The organism is Rhizobium sp. WYCCWR 11146, assembly GCF_013591995.1.
GTDB classification, from domain to species: domain Bacteria; phylum Pseudomonadota; class Alphaproteobacteria; order Rhizobiales; family Rhizobiaceae; genus Rhizobium; species Rhizobium indicum.
On the sequence record NZ_JACCEY010000038.1, the window covers coordinates 366,816 to 381,906 of the forward strand.

A 15,091-nucleotide genomic window follows, 5' to 3' on the forward strand; every position below is an offset into this window, starting at 1 on the left:
CTATGCGAAGCGAACTCTATATCGACGGACAATGGGTGAAACCGGTCAAGGGCGGAACCTGCGAGGTGATCAATCCGGCGACCGAAGAGGTGATCCACAGGATCGCCGCCGCAACGGCCGAAGACGTTGACCTCGCCGTGACGGCCGCGCGCCGCGCCTTCGACAGGGATGGCTGGCCGAAGCTGACGGGGGCCCAGCGCGCCGGATATCTCCGCGCCATCGCGGACGGCATCCGCGCCCGTCAGGCCGAGATTGCACGCCTCGAAGTTCTCGACAACGGCAAGCCGTTTCCGGAGGCCGATTGGGACGTCGCCGATGCGGCGGGCTGCTTCGACTTCTATGCGGGACTGGCCGAACAGCTCGACAACAATCCCGAGGAGGCGATCGCGCTTCCCGATGCGCGCTTCACCTCCAAGGCCGTGCGTGAGCCGATCGGGGTGGCCGGCGCGATCATTCCCTGGAACTATCCGCTTTTGATGGCAGCATGGAAGGTCGCCCCGGCGCTCGCCGCCGGCTGCACCGTGGTGCTGAAGCCCGCCGAATTGACATCGCTGACGGCGCTCGAGCTGGCGGCGGTTGCCGACGAAGCCGGGCTGCCTGCTGGTGTCCTCAATATCGTGACCGGGGCAGGTTCGATCGCCGGGCAGGCGATCATCGATCACAGGCAGGTCGACAAGCTCGCCTTTACCGGCTCCGGGCCGGTCGGCTCGAAGATCATGGCTGCGGCTGCCCGCGACATCAAGCGCGTCAGCCTGGAGCTCGGCGGCAAGTCGCCCTTCGTCGTCTTCGAGGATGCCGATATCGACAAGGCCGTCGAGTGGATCATGTTCGGCATCTTCTGGAACCAGGGCCAAGTCTGCTCTGCCACATCCCGCGTTCTTGTGCACGAAGCAATCTATGGCCGTCTGCTCGAACGGCTGATCGAAGAGACGAACAGGATCAAGATCGGCAATGGTCTCGACGAGGGAACCCTTCTCGGCCCGCTCGTCTCGAAACGCCAATATGACCAGGTCGTCGCGGCGATCGAAGGCGCCCGGAAGGCCGGCGCCACCGTCGCCTGCGGCGGCACGCGCCCGGAAGGAATCGACAGAGGGTTCTATCTCAGGCCGACAGTGCTGACCGACGTGCCCCTCGACAGCGACGCGTGGAAGGAAGAGATATTCGGGCCGGTCGTCTGCCTGCGTGCGTTCAAGACCGAAGAGGAGGCCGTGGAGCTCGCAAACGACTCCCGCTTCGGCCTGGCAGCCGCTGTAATGTCGAAGGATGGCGTCCGCGCCGAGCGCGTTGCCGCCGCCTTCCGCGCCGGCATCGTCTGGATCAACTGCTCGCAGCCGACATTCACCGAGGCGCCCTGGGGCGGCTACAAGGAATCCGGCATCGGCCGCGAACTCGGGCGCTGGGGCCTCGACAACTATCTCGAGACCAAGCAGATCACCCGCTTCGCCAGCGAGGATCCCTGGGGCTGGTACATCAAGCCGGAGGCGGCCGAATGAACTGGAAGCGGAGCCTCGATCTGCTGCAGGTCCACTGCCAGGGCGAGGTCGGCAAGGTCATTGTGTCGGGGGCGCCTGAAATACCGGGCGCGACGATGCTCGACAAGATGAACCATATCAACACGGTCGATGACAGCCTGCGCCGCTTCGTCACCTTCGAGCCGCGCGCCAATGTCGCCATGTCGGTGAACCTGCTGGTCGAGCCGATACGCAGCGATGCGGATGCCGGCTTCATCGTCCTCCAGGCCGACCGCGCCCACCCGATGTCCGGCAGCAACTGCATTTGCGTGGTCACTGCACTTCTCGAGAGCGGACAGGTGCCGATGTCGGAACCGGAGACGGTCGTCCGCCTCGACACGCCCGCCGGTCTCGTTGTCGCACGCGCCGTCTGCCGCGACGGCCAGTGCCTGTCCGTCAGCCTCGACAACGTGCCGAGCTTCGCCGAAGTGCTGGACAAGGAGGTGGAGACGCCGAAATGGGGCCGCATTAAAGTCGACGTCGCCTTCGGCGGCGTCTATTACGCGCTCGTGGATGTCGAACAACTCGGCCTCGATATTGCGCCCGCCAATGCCCGGCTGCTCGCAGAAGCCGGTATCGAGCTCAAGTCGCTTCTGTCAGGGCAGGTCTCGGTCGCCCATCCCGTCCTGACAGGCGTCGATGAGATTGCCTACGTGATGTTCCGTGGACAGGAGGCCGATGGGGCAGTGCGGACCTGCACGACGCTGCAGCCCGGCCGCGTCGACCGCTCGCCCTGCGGAACCGGCAGTTCGGCGAACCTGGCGACGCTCTACGCCCGCGGTGAGGTTGCGGTCAGAGACCGCAGAACGTCGCGGTCGATCATCGGCGGGGAATTCCTGGCGGAGGCGATCGGCGAGACCGAGGTGGGCGGCCGCCGCGCCGTGCTGCCGAGAATAACCGGCCGCGCCTTCGTCTATGGCCGGGAGCAGCTGCGCATCTCCGACGACGATCCCTTCGCCGCAGGATTTGCTCTGTCCGACACCTGGGGTCCCCAGGTCGGCCTTCTCGGTTAGGAGCTCCAGATGTCTCTCGTTCAACCCCTCACCGGTCAGACGGTCCTCGTCACAGGAGCATCGGGCGGGATCGGCGCCGCCATCGTCGAGCGCCTGTCTGCCGAAGGCGCGCGGCCCGTGATCCATTACGGGCGCGACAGAGAGAGGGCGCAAGCCCTTCTCGGCAAGCTGGGTGGAAACGGCCTGATCGTCCAGGCCGACCTCTCCAGTCCGGACGGCGCCTTCGCGTTGTGGCGCGACGCGCTCGCGGCGGCGGGGCGGATCCATGCCGTCGTCAACAATGCCGGCATCCGCAGCGAGATCTCGATCGAAGCCGATCCCGTCGATTGGCGGATCGCCTGGCAGACCGAGTTCCAGGTGAATTTCTTCGCAGCCGCCGATCTCTGCAAGGAAGCCCTCGCGCATTTCAAGCACCATGGCGGCGGGCGGATCGTCAACATGGCAAGCCGCGCGGGACAGCGCGGCTATGCGGCCGACGCCATGCCTTACGGAGCGACCAAGGCGGCGCTGATCAATCTCACAAAGTCGATCGCGCGCAGCTTCGGGCGCGATGGGATCGTCGCGGTCTCTGTCGCGCCCGGATGGGTGCGCACCGACATGGCCGAGGAGTTCGTGGCAAAGCACGGCAAGGATGCAGCGGTCGGCGATATCCCGATCGGCGAGATGGCCGAGACGGCGGAGATCGCCGAGCTGGTGGCCTTCCTACTTCGCCCTTCGCAGGCCTCGGTCAATGGGGCGACGTTCGACATCAACGGCGGCAGTTACATCAGGTAGGGAGGTTCGATATGAAAAGATTTGTGGGTAAGGTCGCGGTGGTCACGGGCGGCGGCGGCGGTATAGGGTCGGCCATATCGAAGAGGTTGGCCGACGAAGGCGCCCTGGTGGTGGTGGCTGATGCCAATGCCCAGGCGGCAGGCGAAGTCGCTTCGCTCATCGAGGCAGTCGGCGGATCGGCAACCGCCATCGGAGCCGATATCTCCCGGAAGCCTGAATGCGTCGACCTCATCGAGAAAGCCTTTGCGATCAAGGGCCGGCTGGACGTGCTGGTCAACAATGCGGGCATAAACCGGCGCGGAAACCTGCTGGCCCTGTCGGATGAAGACTGGCAGACGAGCTTCGCGGTCAACCTGGATTCGATGTTCCATCTCTGCCGTGTGGCCCTCCCGCACATGATCAATGCCGGTGGCGGCGCGATCGTCAACACGGCCTCGCAATGGGGGCTTTACCCCGCGCCGAACCACATCGCCTACAACACGACGAAAGCGGCGGTCGCCGCCTTCACCCAGAACCTCGCCCGCGACTATGCGCCCGACAAGGTCCGGGTCAATGCCGTCTGCCCAGGTGAAATCCACACGCCGATGCTGGAAGCAGGCGTCACCCGCGCCGGCCGGACGATCGCCGATCTCGACAAACTCGTCCCCTACGGCCGTATCGGCAGGCCGGAGGAGGTGGCAGCGCTCGTTGCGTTCCTTGCGTCGGACGAAGCGGCCTTCATGTGCGGCTCGCTCGTGGAAATCACCGGCGCCCAAGCTGTGGCTTGAACGGGTCGGTCGAACTCGCTGGCGGCATGCCGGACTGTCGGACGCTTGATCCTGCTTTCGTTTCGGACTTCATCCGTTTACAAGGCGAGGAGGCCGCGAACATTCGACCGAACGGAAGGCATCGATCTTGAATCTCCTGCGTCGCGCACTCTTGGCGTCCATCGGGGCGATGATCGGCTGGAAACCGTCATCGGCCAAGGAAATCAGCCCGGCTTCCGGTGAGAAAACGGCAATCCAAACCGAGGCAGATGGATCGTCGGTGACGCCCCGGCATGTCTTATGTTTCCTCGGCAGGGGACGTGACCTCAGCCCCTTGTCCGATGCGGCATCGCAGGCAATCCGTGACTTCGCGACGGGTTTCAGCATCGACGAGGACTATTCTCAGTCCGAGCCTGATGACCGGATGGTCCAGTCGTTCGCCGTGTGCTGGGATCGGGTCGAAGCCGATGCATGGAGCCCAGCAGACGAGGAAGCCGTCGCCGATCATCAGTCGGTCCTCTATGTCCTCGGGCCGAGCATGCCACAGGCGGAGACGGTGAAGGTTTCGATGCTGGCGCTGCGCCTCGTCGAGCGATTGATCGATGCGGGAGCGGTTGCGGTAAAGGGCGAGAGCGCTGGCATTGCCCATGGCCTCGACCGATGGAGAGAGCTGATCCGGCAAGGCGCCGAGGCGGTAAAGGCCGCCGACCCACTGGCTGGGCAGCGGATCGGCCGACTGGCCTTTGCGAAGCGGCCGCTATCGGTTCCGGGATACCTGGAGAGCGTCGGTTTCCATCTCGTCGGATTGCCGGAGGTCTATGTGCCTGAAACGGCCGGCAACGAAAGGCAGATCGTCGCCATCATGGATGCGGTGGCCGACGAGATCGCAGGGCGGGGCCTTGAACCGACGCTCAAGGGTCGCCACGCAAGCCTCTCCTTCGATTCGACTTACGAAGTGGATGAGTTCAAGTTCAACCCATACGGCATCGTCAGGCTGCCCAAGTGAGCCTGGGCTGTCGCCCCGCAGGGCTTCGATTTCCGCCTCAGTTGTAGGTGATCTTGTCGCCGACCCTCGGGCGATTGAAGTAATGGCGATCGAAGCTGTAGCCATTCTGCCCGGTGAAGTTTGAAAAGAACGCCGAGACCGGCGTCGTCAATGTGTACTGCACCCGGGTCAGCACCACCTGCACGCCGTCATCCTGGATCTCCGAAGGGACCTCGATTGTGCTCGCCGAGCCGGAGGCAAGAGCGGAGGTGTTGAGTGCTGCAGACCAGTTGACCGTTGCACTGCCGCTCTTGGCGATATCGTCCACCGCGAGGGTAATCGTCAGCCCTGTCGTGTCATAGGGCTGCAGGATGAAGCTGGCGCCGGAGAGAAGCTTGGCGACATCGGATTTCGTCCAGGAGCCCTGCTGTGAAATCATGTCGCCTGCGGAAGCGGCGATCTCATCTATCTTCCGGCTGACCGTGAGCGCATGGCCGAGATCGACGGTGCCGAACAGGAGCATCACCAGGATCGGCAACACCAGCGCGAATTCCACGCCCGAAGCCGCCGACCGGTCGCCCATGAGATAACGTGCACGGGATCGGGTAAAGCGGAAGAAGGACAGGCTCCGTTTTATGATCATGTCAGAAAGGCTCGTTGCGGAACAGAACGGAAGATCCGAGCAGGTAGCGGCCGTCCGAAAGCTTGGCGCTCGACAGGCTGAAGAAATTGACGACGGCCGTCCATGGCAGGAACGTCTGAACCAGGATGTAGTCGCTGCCCTTGCCGATATCATAGGTCTCGGTCACAGTGAGATTGCCGCTTTCGTCGATGGGGTCGGCGCTGGTGGCCGAGGAGAGGTCGGAGAGCACGATCACCTTGACCAGCAGACCGCTGGAGCAGCTGAACGACAGCAGCATGTCGTTGCAGATCCTGGCCTTGAAATCGGCCAGCGTGATGTTGGAGGACGCAACCTCGCCGGTGCGGATCATCCGGGAGATCTTGTGCACCGAAGCGTCCAGCGCCGAGTTGACGAAGAACATCAGCGACACTTCGATAATGCCGAATATCATGATGAAGAGCGGCAGAGCGAGGATCGCAAATTCGATCGCAGCGACCCCTTTGCGATCGCCAAGCAGGCGGCGCAACGATGCGAAGTGTTTCCCTCGCCTCATTGGGTCAGCCGGACGGATGCGAGATATTGGGTGAAAAGCGCCGACAGACCTGCGGTGATCTCGGTCGACGACGACGCTGATAGGAACAGACTCTTGGAGGATGCGCAGTCGGAAAGCGCATAGGGGATGTAGTCGCGTCTCGTGATGCTGGTCGACACGCCGCTTTGCATGGTGCCGCCGTAGGTGCTCTTCCAGTTGGCGCTCGCCATGGTCGAGCCGACGGTCGCGTTGTAACCCCAGTCGGTGGTGATCGGCAGGTATTCGGTATAGAGCACCGCCATTGTGTTGGATTGGTTCTTCAGATAGCCGCACCAGTCGGGGTTGAGAGGCGCCACCTTGTTCCAGTATGCGCCGGACGTCTTATTCTTATTTACCTTGTCGGTCACCCATTCGCGCTGCGACTGGACGCCGTCCGTCAGCAGGAGAACCAGCTTGAGCGGCGAGCCCGAGGACGTTCCGTCCCCTCCGGTGCCGACTTTCTGCTTGAGCGTCGCAAGCGACACGTCAAAATAGGTGGCTGCCTTCGAGGTCGCGCTGGTCAGGCCGTAACTTGCGTCCGCAAGGCGATTTCGCGCCGTGTCCGTGCTGAGCGTCGGGGTCAGAACTTCCGTGAGGGTATCGCCGAGGCTATATAATCCGACCTTGATGCGTTGATGATTGCTGTCGGAGTCGTCAATCATGTCGAGCACTTCTCGGACGGCGTCGCCGGCAACATCGGCGCGCAGCTTTATGTTCTTGGCCGTGCTGTATTCGTAATTGTTGGCGTATTTCGTCTTGCCGATAGTGTGCGCATCGCCCGTGTGGCAGGCGAACTGGCATCCGATGCCGGAATACATGGCCGACTGGCCGGCCGTTGTTGCCGCCAGAAGCATCGATGGGGATGTGTCGATAACGATATAGACATTGAGATAGGAGGTGGCTGGCCCCTTGACGGCGCTTGCCACGCTGACGTCAACGGTGTCGATGTTGGCGATCTTCATCAACGTCGTCGGAACCGTGCCGCTGGCCGTCGCCGTGATCTTATGGTTTGACGTATCGATGTCGATGTCGCCAAGCGTATAGCTGTTTTCCACCTGCGCGTGGAACCAGTCTGCAACCTTTTGCTTGAGGGCATCGGTGTCGTCGGTATCGATCTCTTTGACTGCGGCGATCAGGGCCGTGTCGAGATCGCTCTGCATCCTCTGACGGACATTGTAAGTACGGATGTAGTCAAAGCTCGCGCCGACTGCGACGATCATCGGCACCAGGGTGAGGGCAACGACGATCGCGACATTGCCGCCGCTGTCCCTTCCGAGACCGCGAAGGGTTTTGAAGACCCCAGCAAGTGAATATGAAAGACCCGAGCGCAATAAAACCACCGTCAAATAAGTCATACTAATGTGCAAGAAGTATCCGAAGTGCTTAAGTCTTTGTTAATTCCTGCGTTTTCCGAGAGGCGGTGAGCTGTCGGCGCAGTGTTTTCTGCGCAAATTGTATATGCCTGCGAATTATGGATAGCCGTGGAATGACATATCATCTCATTCAGGCTGCGGGGATCGCATGCGTGAGTGAAGCCGGAAGCGGAAACACGCCCGGCGCCATCCGCGACCTCTCCAGCGTTTCGTTCAACAGCGTGCGCTATTCAAGCACGGAGATCAGCGCTTTGGGGGCAAGTTCTGCTCTTTCTTGTGCCGAAGACCAGACCGGCGAGGCTGGCGTGGGACATTTCCGCAAGGCTGGAAATGGATAACCCAGCGATGATCGTGCGTATCAAGAATTCGCATTCAGCGCTGGATCAGGAGGTCGTGCGGGCGTTTCTGAACGTCATGCGGGGACATGTTCCGTTGTTGAAGAAGTCGCCCACGATGCCGATCCAGCCTTCCGACGTCTGGGTCGGCATGGCCTGGGATTGGGCGCTCACTTCGCCCTTCCTGGCCGAAATTAGCCACTTAAACCCGGTCTTTATTCGAACGCCATCGATCCTCGGCCATGAGCTCGCCGGTGTGATCACTGCGCTCGGCTATGGCACCACGGGACTGTCGATCGGTCAGCGGGTGTTCGGCCTGACTGACTGGTTTCGCGACGGCACACTCGCTGAGTACGTCGCGGTGGAGTCCCGCAATCTCGCGCCATTGCCCGGCAACGTCGAATTCACAGTGGGCGCCAGCCTGCCGATATCTGGCCTGACCGCATGGCAGGGACTGTTTCAGCACGGCCGCCTTCAGGCGGGACAGACCGTGCTCGCACACGGCGCGGCTGGCGCCGTCGGCTCGATCGTGACGCAGCTTGCGCGGGAAGCCGGCGCCTATGTCATCGGCACCGGACGCGCCGCTGACCGCCAGAGGGCTCTCGACTTTGGTGCAAATGAATTCGTCGATCTTGAAAACGACACCCTGGAAGACGTCGGCGGCGTCGATCTGCTATTCGATGTCATTGGGGACGATGTTCAGGGGCGGTCCGCAGCGCTGATCCGGGCCGGGGGAACGCTTGTGACAGCCGTCGGCCCGACGGATATTCGACCTGCGGATGGCCTGGCGGTTGATTTCGTCGTTGAGGCTGATCGTGCCCAGCTATCCGAGATCGTTAGTCGGGCCCGGGACGGGAGGCTGCGGACGAACATCGGCAAGGTTTCAAGTCTGGGCAATGCGGTCGCCACCTTCAATTCGACGGAGCGGCGCGCGGGAAAGACGGTCATCCGCGTTCTCCCGTGAGGACGGTGCGAGAAGGAGGATATTCGCGGCGGACTTTGACCGGCGCGTCTTCCTCAATGATTGTCTCGACGTGTACTCCCTGGAGGCGGTTGGTCCAGGGAGTGCTCAATAAAACACGAGCTGCGCATTCCTGCGCCTCGGATTCGCTTCTGCGCCCTCATTCCGGTCATTGAATCCAGCTCCACGTTTTACAAAAACGGCCCTTCGGCAAACAACCTTGTTTCCGTGTTGGGCGTATGGCAGCGGACGCTCGGAAATCCGTCTTTCCCCTCGGGCCTAAGTCTGAAGCCGCGGCGACACAATTCCTACTGATGGGAAATCGTATTACAGGTCGTCAGTTTCAATCCCTTCAAGAGCAACGCTTCCACATACAGCTGGTCTCTCGCGTCGCACTCTGGCTATGTCTTTGCCAAGGTCAGTGCAGCTTGGACTCCACCTTCAATGATCTCCGCCGCTCTCGATGGATCGGAAACAGCTCGCGCTATCTGGAGTGTGCCCACCATTAAGCTGAAGATCGCCATTGCGCGCTCGGATGGTGAGGACAATGGCGAGGCTGGAAGATACGACGCGAGCGCTTCGATGTAACGCGCCAATCCATCCTCATAAGCCTTCCGAGCCGACTCGGGTTGACGCCCGATTTCAGGCAAGAGTGCGGCCGACGGGCAGCCATCTTCGCTACCTTGCAGATGGGCAACGTTCAAATAGTCGCGAATGACATCTTCAATTCCAAGGCTTGCGGTTCGGGCCTGCTCCAAATTTGCGAGCTGTTCATTCAGAGCGCTGACAACGGCCTCCTTCACGAGCGTCTCTTTTGAATCGAAATGCGGATAGAATGCCCCGTTTGTCAGGCCGGACTCCGACATGATTCCTGCCAGGCCCGATGCCGCCACACCTTCCCTGCGAAAACGCTTGGACGCGACGTCGATGATCCGACGTCGCGTGTTCTCCTTGTGACCCTTTTCAAAGCGCATCTATGAGTTCCGTAAATTGGTTAGGCCTCTGCATTACATTGTTCTCGCGTTTAAAGCAGCGGGTGCCGACAGGCTACGATGCTGCAGTTTCGAGCGCGGCTTGCAGATCCTTATCAAGATTTCTCGCGACTTCGTGGACTTCTGGGTCCCCGAACTGGCCGAAGGTGGAGATCGGCCGATCGTACTCGAATGCGACACCGTCGCTGTCCTCGCGAAGGAGCACGCGAATAGGTGCATAGAGGCCGGCAGAGATGCGGTGCCGGGTCATTTTTGTCGCGGTAAGCGGATTGCCGATGTCGTATTGTATCGCCTGACGCTGAAGACCGGCTACTTGAACCGCAGCGCCGTGATCTCGAAATCCGAAAATCGATAGCGGCGGGAGCGCCTCCAGTTCACGAAGCGCTCGGGTCGTTTCCCGATAACGAAGGAGCGTAAAGATCCCGTCGTCGATACTGGGAATCATGCTTTCCAAATTCGACTTTACGGCGTCGAAGACTTTGCTAGAGTGGATTGTAACGTGTTCTACTTCAATCTTCTGGATGTCGACTGATTTGCTTGCCATTCTCATGGTCCTTCTACGTTGGGCTTCGTGATCTGTTCGTCTTGTGCTGCTGGTCTTCAGAGAGACGAGATGGCGAGCGCTTCCACACGACGGGCGACTGACAGCAACCTGCGATCCCCGCCAAAGCGAGCATCGATTTCAAGGCCGATCGGAAGGCCGTTGCCCGCGTTGCCCATCGGGAGGCTGATCCCCGGAAGCCCGGCGCCACTTGCCGGGATGGTGTTCTTCGCCAAGGAAGCGAAGGTCACTTCCTGACCTGCGATCAGAAACTGGTTTTCCTTACCGATCTCGGGTGCGGTGCAAGGTGTCGTCGGGAGGAGAAACACCTCAGCCCCGCTTGTCGCAAATGCATCGCTGAATAAGCGCTGAAGTTTCGGCCGATCATTTGCCAATACGGCGCTATAGCCATCTTCAGAAAGCCATTTGGATCCACTTGGCAGAACATGGTGCTGCCACGCTTCCTTCAGACCCGGCTTGAGGTCCCGGTAAATTTCCTCGAAGGAGGTGGGAATACCGTTCTCTTTGAGAAACGCGGAAATCGCACCCATCGTCTCACGGAAGAAGATGCTCCAGGTTGTCGTGTCGGCAAGCGCTGAGAATTCCTCTCCGAAATCAGTTTCGACGATTTCGGCGCCGGCATCGCGTAGTCTGTGAATGACGTTTTTGAAACGTCCCTCGACCTCGGGATCGATGAGGTCGAGATATTGCTTGGGCGCATAGGCGAACTTCACGCCCTTCAGGTCACCCAATTCGGTGGCCATCGGTGCAGGATCCTTCGTGACGACCTGATCGATGAGCTCGCAGTCTTCGACAGTGCGGGCGAACACGCCTGTCGTATCGAGAACATGGGAAATCGGTGCGACACCAGTTCGCGGCCAACGCCCCGTCGTCGGCTTGAAACCGACGACACCGCATAACGACGCCGGCACCCGGATGGAACCGATGGTGTCACCTCCGAAAGCGGCGGGCACGATGCCAGCGGCGACGGCCGCCGCGGACCCGCTTGAGGACCCACCACTGACGCGATTAGGAGCGCGAGGATTTTTTACCTGGCCATACGGACTGTTGTCTCCCGTCAACCCGAAGGACATCTCGACAAGGTTGTTCTTTCCGAAAACGATCGCGCCGGCTTCCTTAATCGCGCTTACCACCTCGGCGTCCCGTGAGGGCACGTAATCTTTCAGATTGCTGACCCCAAGTGTCGTGCGCAGGCCGCTTGTCAAATAGCTGTCCTTGACACCTAGAGGAACGCCGAGCAGGGGGCCAGATACGCCAGCGGATCGGGCCTTGTCGGCTTCGCGGGCGGCAGTCAGTACAGCCTGTTCGTCGATCGTAATGAAAGCCTTGAGATCCGATTGCTTCCGGGCACGATCGAGAAGTGCTTCGGCGTATGACTCCGCCGCGAAGTCGCCGTCACTGATCGCGCGGGCAGCTTGTGCAACACCTATGGAGGCCAATCCATCGGCATCCCTGGTCTGGTCTGACGTAACTTCCTTGTGCATGGGAATCCTCACGTAACTTCAAGTGATAGGACGTCTCGCCAAGTCTTGAGCAAGGCCCCTATTCGGTTGCATTACGGTCATAATATTAACTTACGACCGTAATGCAATAGATATTTGTATGAACGGGCTTTGGACGGAATTCGACGCGCATAAAATGCTAGAGTTCGCGACGCGGAATCAATTTCGCGCAATCGCCGTCATCACCCCGCGCAATTCCGCGAGACCTTTGAGGCGTCCAACAAGAGGGTATCCGGGATGGGTTCCGCGGCCTCCGTCATTCACCAGTTCGTGTCCATGAGCCGGGCGGAGCGGATGCGCCAATCCGTTCTCCGCTGTCTTTGCGGCGCCCTGCTCGGCAAGCAGGGGTACGGGTGACCCTCGGCGCGCTCCTTAGCCGCCAGGAAGTTGCCGCATCGATGAGGTCAGATGATTGCGAGAGTAACCTTCGTCCCGCTGCTTTCCCTGTTGTCCAGGGGGCTGTCGATACTACGCTGGAGCGCTCGGCGTGCTGCAGCATATATGTCGTCAGTTGCGGGTTCGCGGCGAGCGCGCGGCAGACCCTCAGAAACAGCCGGAGGGCGGCAAGCGTGGAGATCAGCTGCGCATCGGCGAACGTGAAGCGGCCGGCAGCGAGATACCCTGTTTCACCCACTCGCGCGTGGAGTACCGTTAGCAATTCGTGCATCTTGAGGAGCGCCGCCTCTACAGCGCGAGGATCGACCGCGCCGTCCGCAGTCTCGGGAAACAGGCCCATGGATTCTGGTCGGCGGAAGCCAGGCACGTCGACTGCAGGAACCTGGTTCGGAGAAAAAAGCAGCCGTCACTGAATCCTTGCCGACCATCGCATCGTCTCACCATCGACGGGGTGTTCCCGGGCAATCCGACCAGGAGGCAAGATGCAGTTGATTACCGGCGCAGCAGGCTTGAACGGCCGAACGACAGTTGCGGAATTTGTACGCGCGGGGCTGCAGTTCGCGCTCTTGTTCGCAGCGCGACAGCGCGGTGCGGGCGGGGCTCAACCGCATGCCTGGCGTGGAAGTGGAAGGCGACATGATGAATGTTGCGATGGGCGGCGCAGGACTCGAGCGCGTCGTCATGATCTCGTTGCATGCGCGCAAAGGTGGGAGCCGGTGTCATGAGGAATGACATGGACAAGGTGATCGAAGTAGATTTGAAGGTGACATGGTGGGCGCCAATGGGGAAGTCAGACGAGGGAGAGGTTCGATTCCTTTCAAGGTGAGCAAAAGTCCGCCCCGCCAATCATCAGCTGTAATGCCGTCATGCGGAAAAATATCCGAACCGGATAAAATCGTTCTCGAAAAACGTCTTCACTCCGCTCACAATCACGTCGACTGAAAGCAGGCATGGAGGATGCCAGCGGATTGGGGATCATCCGCGTTATCCATCAATTTCGGAGGAAAAAATGGGCACATTCGATTGGAAAAGGCTCTGGGCGTGGCTCGCGGAATGCGGCGCCGTTCACTGCACCTATGATGCGAGCGATATACGTCCGACGGCTAAGTCGTCCGCTGAGAAGCAAATGCTCCTCGGCAGACGCGGTTCAGGCTCTCGCTGATATCATCCCCAATTTCAAGGATCCTGGCCTGCGATTGGCGGCCGAGACCGCATCGGAGCGGCAGGATTGGACATAAGCCAGGGAAGGGCAACTATGTCGCAGCAGCTTACGGTGATTGCGCATCTGGTCACTTGGCCTGAGAAGGTCGACGAGGCAAAGACCGCCATGCTTTTGCTGATCGAGAAAACCCGCTCAGAAGATGGGTGTGTCGACTATGATCTGCATCAGGACAACGACAATCCCATGGAATTTACATTCTACGAGATCTGGAAAAATCGCCAGGCGTGGGAAGAGCACATGGAGATGCCCTACCTGAAAGAATTCGTCGCCCGTGGAGACGAGTTCTTCGAGATCGAGCCCAAAATTCGTTTCATGGCAATGATTTCCGGCAGGAGATAATTCGCAACGTCAAGCCACGAACTGCGGGAAGGCGCGATAGCTTAACGATCGCACTGCTGAGGGGCTCAGCTCATTCGACGGCATCATGATCCGTTCGAATCGGCGTGAGACGATCGGCTCTGTCCGGTGCTGGCGCCAGGCCCGTCGTGCCGCGTACGACCACATGCGGCGTGAGTAGAACGCGTTTCACCGGTTGACTATGATTGCTTATCAGGCTCATGAGCAGCTCGGCGCTTTCAAAGCCAAGATCGCGGCCAGCCGTATGCAGGCTCGTCAACGGCGGTGACAGCAAATCCATGAACCGAAGATCATTGATACCGGTAAGTGAAATCTGTTCCGGGCAGGCAATCCCTGCAGATTTCAGGGCGATCAGGCACCCGACCGCGAGAAGGTCGTTAAAGGCCAGGACTGCGGTGCTCTTCAGTCCCGTGGCCAGCATCTGCCGCATGATGCGCTCACCTTCCGCGACGTCATAGGCTCGCGCTTCGATCACATCAAATCGGCAACCGGCCGCTTTTTCCAGTCGGGCGCCGGCTTTGAAACCTGCAAGCCTGTTCTGTGCCGTTGATGCCGCCAATGGCGGGGTAATGTACACGACATCCCTGTGACCGAGCTCTAGCACGTGCTCCACTAACGCCTGGACACCTGCGGTATCGTCCATCGCCACCGACGAAATTAGGCTGTGCCGCGGATCGCGAAGGACCGCCACGGTCGGTATCCCCGATTTCAGGCACAGCTCGACCGACGGGTCGTTCAGCTCAAAACTCGCCACGATGAGACCGGCGACGTATTGGCCGCCCATGCGCTCGATGATCGAGACCAATTTGTCCGGTTTATAGTCTGAGCTTGCGACAAAGGTTATGTACCCGTCGTTCGCAACACGCTCTTCGATCGATGCAATGATGGGCGCGAACAAAGGGTCGCTGAGACTCGGAACGACAAGGCCGATCGTGCCGGATTTCTGAGTGCGCAGACTTGAGGCCAGCGTATTGGGCCTGTAGCCGAGCTGCTGGGCGACCTTCTCGATTTTCTTTACGACCTTGCTCGAAATGCGATGACGGGACGTCGGGTTCAACGCACGCGAGGCAGTCGAAATATGCACGCCGGCGCTGTTTGCAACGTCGACGATCGTGACGCGAGAGCGCTTCTTCTGATCAGTGTCAGAGTTACCAGTCATATTCCCGTCC

The 15,091-nt window shown here is 60.3% G+C and carries 16 protein-coding genes and 1 pseudogene; 8 read left to right on the top strand and 9 right to left on the bottom strand.

Going from position 1 to position 15,091, the window contains the following annotated elements; all coding sequences use genetic code 11:
* The first annotated feature begins 2 nt into the window (after positions 1-2).
* From HX899_RS31235 to HX899_RS31255, 5 genes are all read left to right on the top strand, one after another.
* On the top strand, positions 3-1,493 hold the full coding sequence (locus HX899_RS31235; protein ID WP_181294183.1) for an aldehyde dehydrogenase family protein: 1,491 nt from the start codon (positions 3-5) through the stop codon (positions 1,491-1,493).
* The gene (locus HX899_RS31240) at positions 1,490-2,524 is read left to right on the top strand and encodes a proline racemase family protein (RefSeq protein ID WP_181294184.1); all 1,035 of its coding nucleotides are present in this window, start codon (positions 1,490-1,492) and stop codon (positions 2,522-2,524) included. The genes HX899_RS31235 and HX899_RS31240 overlap by 4 nt, the downstream gene beginning before the upstream one ends.
* A gap of 9 nt (positions 2,525-2,533) precedes the next feature.
* On the top strand, positions 2,534-3,298 hold the full coding sequence (locus HX899_RS31245) for an SDR family NAD(P)-dependent oxidoreductase (protein WP_181294186.1): 765 nt from the start codon (positions 2,534-2,536) through the stop codon (positions 3,296-3,298).
* An 11-nt stretch (positions 3,299-3,309) separates the two neighbouring features.
* Positions 3,310-4,065 carry an SDR family NAD(P)-dependent oxidoreductase gene (locus HX899_RS31250; RefSeq protein ID WP_181294188.1) on the top strand — a complete coding sequence of 252 codons (756 nt, stop codon included), beginning with the start codon at positions 3,310-3,312 and terminating at the stop codon, positions 4,063-4,065.
* Positions 4,066-4,192: 127 nt separating this feature from the next.
* Positions 4,193-5,050, top strand: a complete 858-nt coding sequence (locus HX899_RS31255) for a hypothetical protein (RefSeq protein ID WP_181294190.1) — start codon at positions 4,193-4,195, stop codon at positions 5,048-5,050.
* 37 nt (positions 5,051-5,087) lie between these two features.
* On the opposite strand, the gene HX899_RS31260 is transcribed toward HX899_RS31255, so the two are convergent.
* The 3 genes from HX899_RS31260 to HX899_RS31270 are packed head-to-tail and all read right to left on the bottom strand — an operon-like array spanning position 5,088 to position 7,577.
* Entirely contained in the window at positions 5,088-5,672 is a 585-nt protein-coding gene (locus HX899_RS31260; protein ID WP_181294191.1) for a TadE/TadG family type IV pilus assembly protein, read from the bottom strand.
* Position 5,673: 1 nt separating this feature from the next.
* The gene (locus tag HX899_RS31265) at positions 5,674-6,204 is read right to left on the bottom strand and encodes a TadE/TadG family type IV pilus assembly protein (RefSeq protein WP_181294193.1); all 531 of its coding nucleotides are present in this window, start codon (positions 6,202-6,204) and stop codon (positions 5,674-5,676) included.
* Positions 6,201-7,577, bottom strand: coding sequence for a TadE/TadG family type IV pilus assembly protein (locus tag HX899_RS31270; protein WP_181294195.1), 1,377 nt, complete (start codon positions 7,575-7,577; stop codon positions 6,201-6,203). The genes HX899_RS31265 and HX899_RS31270 overlap by 4 nt, the downstream gene beginning before the upstream one ends.
* A 170-nt stretch (positions 7,578-7,747) precedes the next feature.
* Here HX899_RS31270 and HX899_RS31275 point away from each other — a divergent pair, with 170 nt between their 5' ends.
* The gene (locus HX899_RS31275; RefSeq protein WP_181294196.1) at positions 7,748-7,933 is read left to right on the top strand and encodes a hypothetical protein; all 186 of its coding nucleotides are present in this window, start codon (positions 7,748-7,750) and stop codon (positions 7,931-7,933) included.
* Between the two features lie 7 nt (positions 7,934-7,940).
* Positions 7,941-8,894, top strand: coding sequence for an NADP-dependent oxidoreductase (locus tag HX899_RS31280; protein WP_348647949.1), 954 nt, complete (start codon positions 7,941-7,943; stop codon positions 8,892-8,894).
* 398 nt (positions 8,895-9,292) lie between these two features.
* Here the strand turns inward: HX899_RS31280 and HX899_RS31285 are convergent, their stop codons facing one another.
* The 5 genes and pseudogenes from HX899_RS31285 to HX899_RS35710 form a co-directional block, all read right to left on the bottom strand.
* Positions 9,293-9,865, bottom strand: a complete 573-nt coding sequence (locus tag HX899_RS31285; protein WP_181294198.1) for a TetR/AcrR family transcriptional regulator — start codon at positions 9,863-9,865, stop codon at positions 9,293-9,295.
* 73 nt (positions 9,866-9,938) lie between these two features.
* The gene (locus HX899_RS31290; protein ID WP_181294199.1) at positions 9,939-10,427 is read right to left on the bottom strand and encodes a DUF302 domain-containing protein; all 489 of its coding nucleotides are present in this window, start codon (positions 10,425-10,427) and stop codon (positions 9,939-9,941) included.
* A 56-nt stretch (positions 10,428-10,483) separates the two neighbouring features.
* The gene (locus HX899_RS31295) at positions 10,484-11,929 is read right to left on the bottom strand and encodes an amidase family protein (protein ID WP_181294201.1); all 1,446 of its coding nucleotides are present in this window, start codon (positions 11,927-11,929) and stop codon (positions 10,484-10,486) included.
* A 177-nt stretch (positions 11,930-12,106) separates the two neighbouring features.
* Positions 12,107-12,292: pseudogene (locus tag HX899_RS31300) on the bottom strand (mannonate dehydratase); the annotation flags it as partial.
* A complete protein-coding gene (locus HX899_RS35710; RefSeq protein ID WP_407073943.1) occupies positions 12,204-12,683 on the bottom strand; it encodes a glutathione binding-like protein in 480 nt (159 codons plus the stop codon). The pseudogene HX899_RS31300 and the gene HX899_RS35710, both read right to left, overlap by 89 nt.
* Positions 12,684-13,598: 915 nt before the next feature.
* Here HX899_RS35710 and HX899_RS31305 point away from each other — a divergent pair.
* A complete protein-coding gene (locus HX899_RS31305; protein ID WP_180196065.1) occupies positions 13,599-13,904 on the top strand; it encodes a putative quinol monooxygenase in 306 nt (101 codons plus the stop codon).
* Between the two features lie 70 nt (positions 13,905-13,974).
* Here HX899_RS31305 and HX899_RS31310 read toward each other — a convergent pair whose 3' ends face one another.
* Positions 13,975-15,081: a LacI family DNA-binding transcriptional regulator gene (locus HX899_RS31310; protein WP_181294203.1), complete on the bottom strand. Its 1,107-nt coding sequence runs from the start codon at positions 15,079-15,081 to the stop codon at positions 13,975-13,977.
* Positions 15,082-15,091: the final 10 nt, after the last annotated feature.

Coding starts and splice junctions, on each gene's coding strand:
- HX899_RS31235 (WP_181294183.1), top strand. CDS start 3: ATGCGAAGCGAACTCTATATCGACGGACAATGGGTGAAACCGGTCAAG.
- HX899_RS31240 (WP_181294184.1), top strand. CDS start 1,490: ATGAACTGGAAGCGGAGCCTCGATCTGCTGCAGGTCCACTGCCAGGGC.
- HX899_RS31245 (WP_181294186.1), top strand. CDS start 2,534: ATGTCTCTCGTTCAACCCCTCACCGGTCAGACGGTCCTCGTCACAGGA.
- HX899_RS31250 (WP_181294188.1), top strand. CDS start 3,310: ATGAAAAGATTTGTGGGTAAGGTCGCGGTGGTCACGGGCGGCGGCGGC.
- HX899_RS31260 (WP_181294191.1), bottom strand. CDS start 5,672: ATGATCATAAAACGGAGCCTGTCCTTCTTCCGCTTTACCCGATCCCGT.
- HX899_RS31265 (WP_181294193.1), bottom strand. CDS start 6,204: ATGAGGCGAGGGAAACACTTCGCATCGTTGCGCCGCCTGCTTGGCGAT.
- HX899_RS31270 (WP_181294195.1), bottom strand. CDS start 7,577: ATGACTTATTTGACGGTGGTTTTATTGCGCTCGGGTCTTTCATATTCA.
- HX899_RS31280 (WP_348647949.1), top strand. CDS start 7,941: ATGATCGTGCGTATCAAGAATTCGCATTCAGCGCTGGATCAGGAGGTC.
- HX899_RS31285 (WP_181294198.1), bottom strand. CDS start 9,865: ATGCGCTTTGAAAAGGGTCACAAGGAGAACACGCGACGTCGGATCATC.
- HX899_RS31290 (WP_181294199.1), bottom strand. CDS start 10,427: ATGGCAAGCAAATCAGTCGACATCCAGAAGATTGAAGTAGAACACGTT.
- HX899_RS31295 (WP_181294201.1), bottom strand. CDS start 11,929: ATGCACAAGGAAGTTACGTCAGACCAGACCAGGGATGCCGATGGATTG.
- HX899_RS35710 (WP_407073943.1), bottom strand. CDS start 12,683: ATGGGCCTGTTTCCCGAGACTGCGGACGGCGCGGTCGATCCTCGCGCT.
- HX899_RS31305 (WP_180196065.1), top strand. CDS start 13,599: ATGTCGCAGCAGCTTACGGTGATTGCGCATCTGGTCACTTGGCCTGAG.
- HX899_RS31310 (WP_181294203.1), bottom strand. CDS start 15,081: ATGACTGGTAACTCTGACACTGATCAGAAGAAGCGCTCTCGCGTCACG.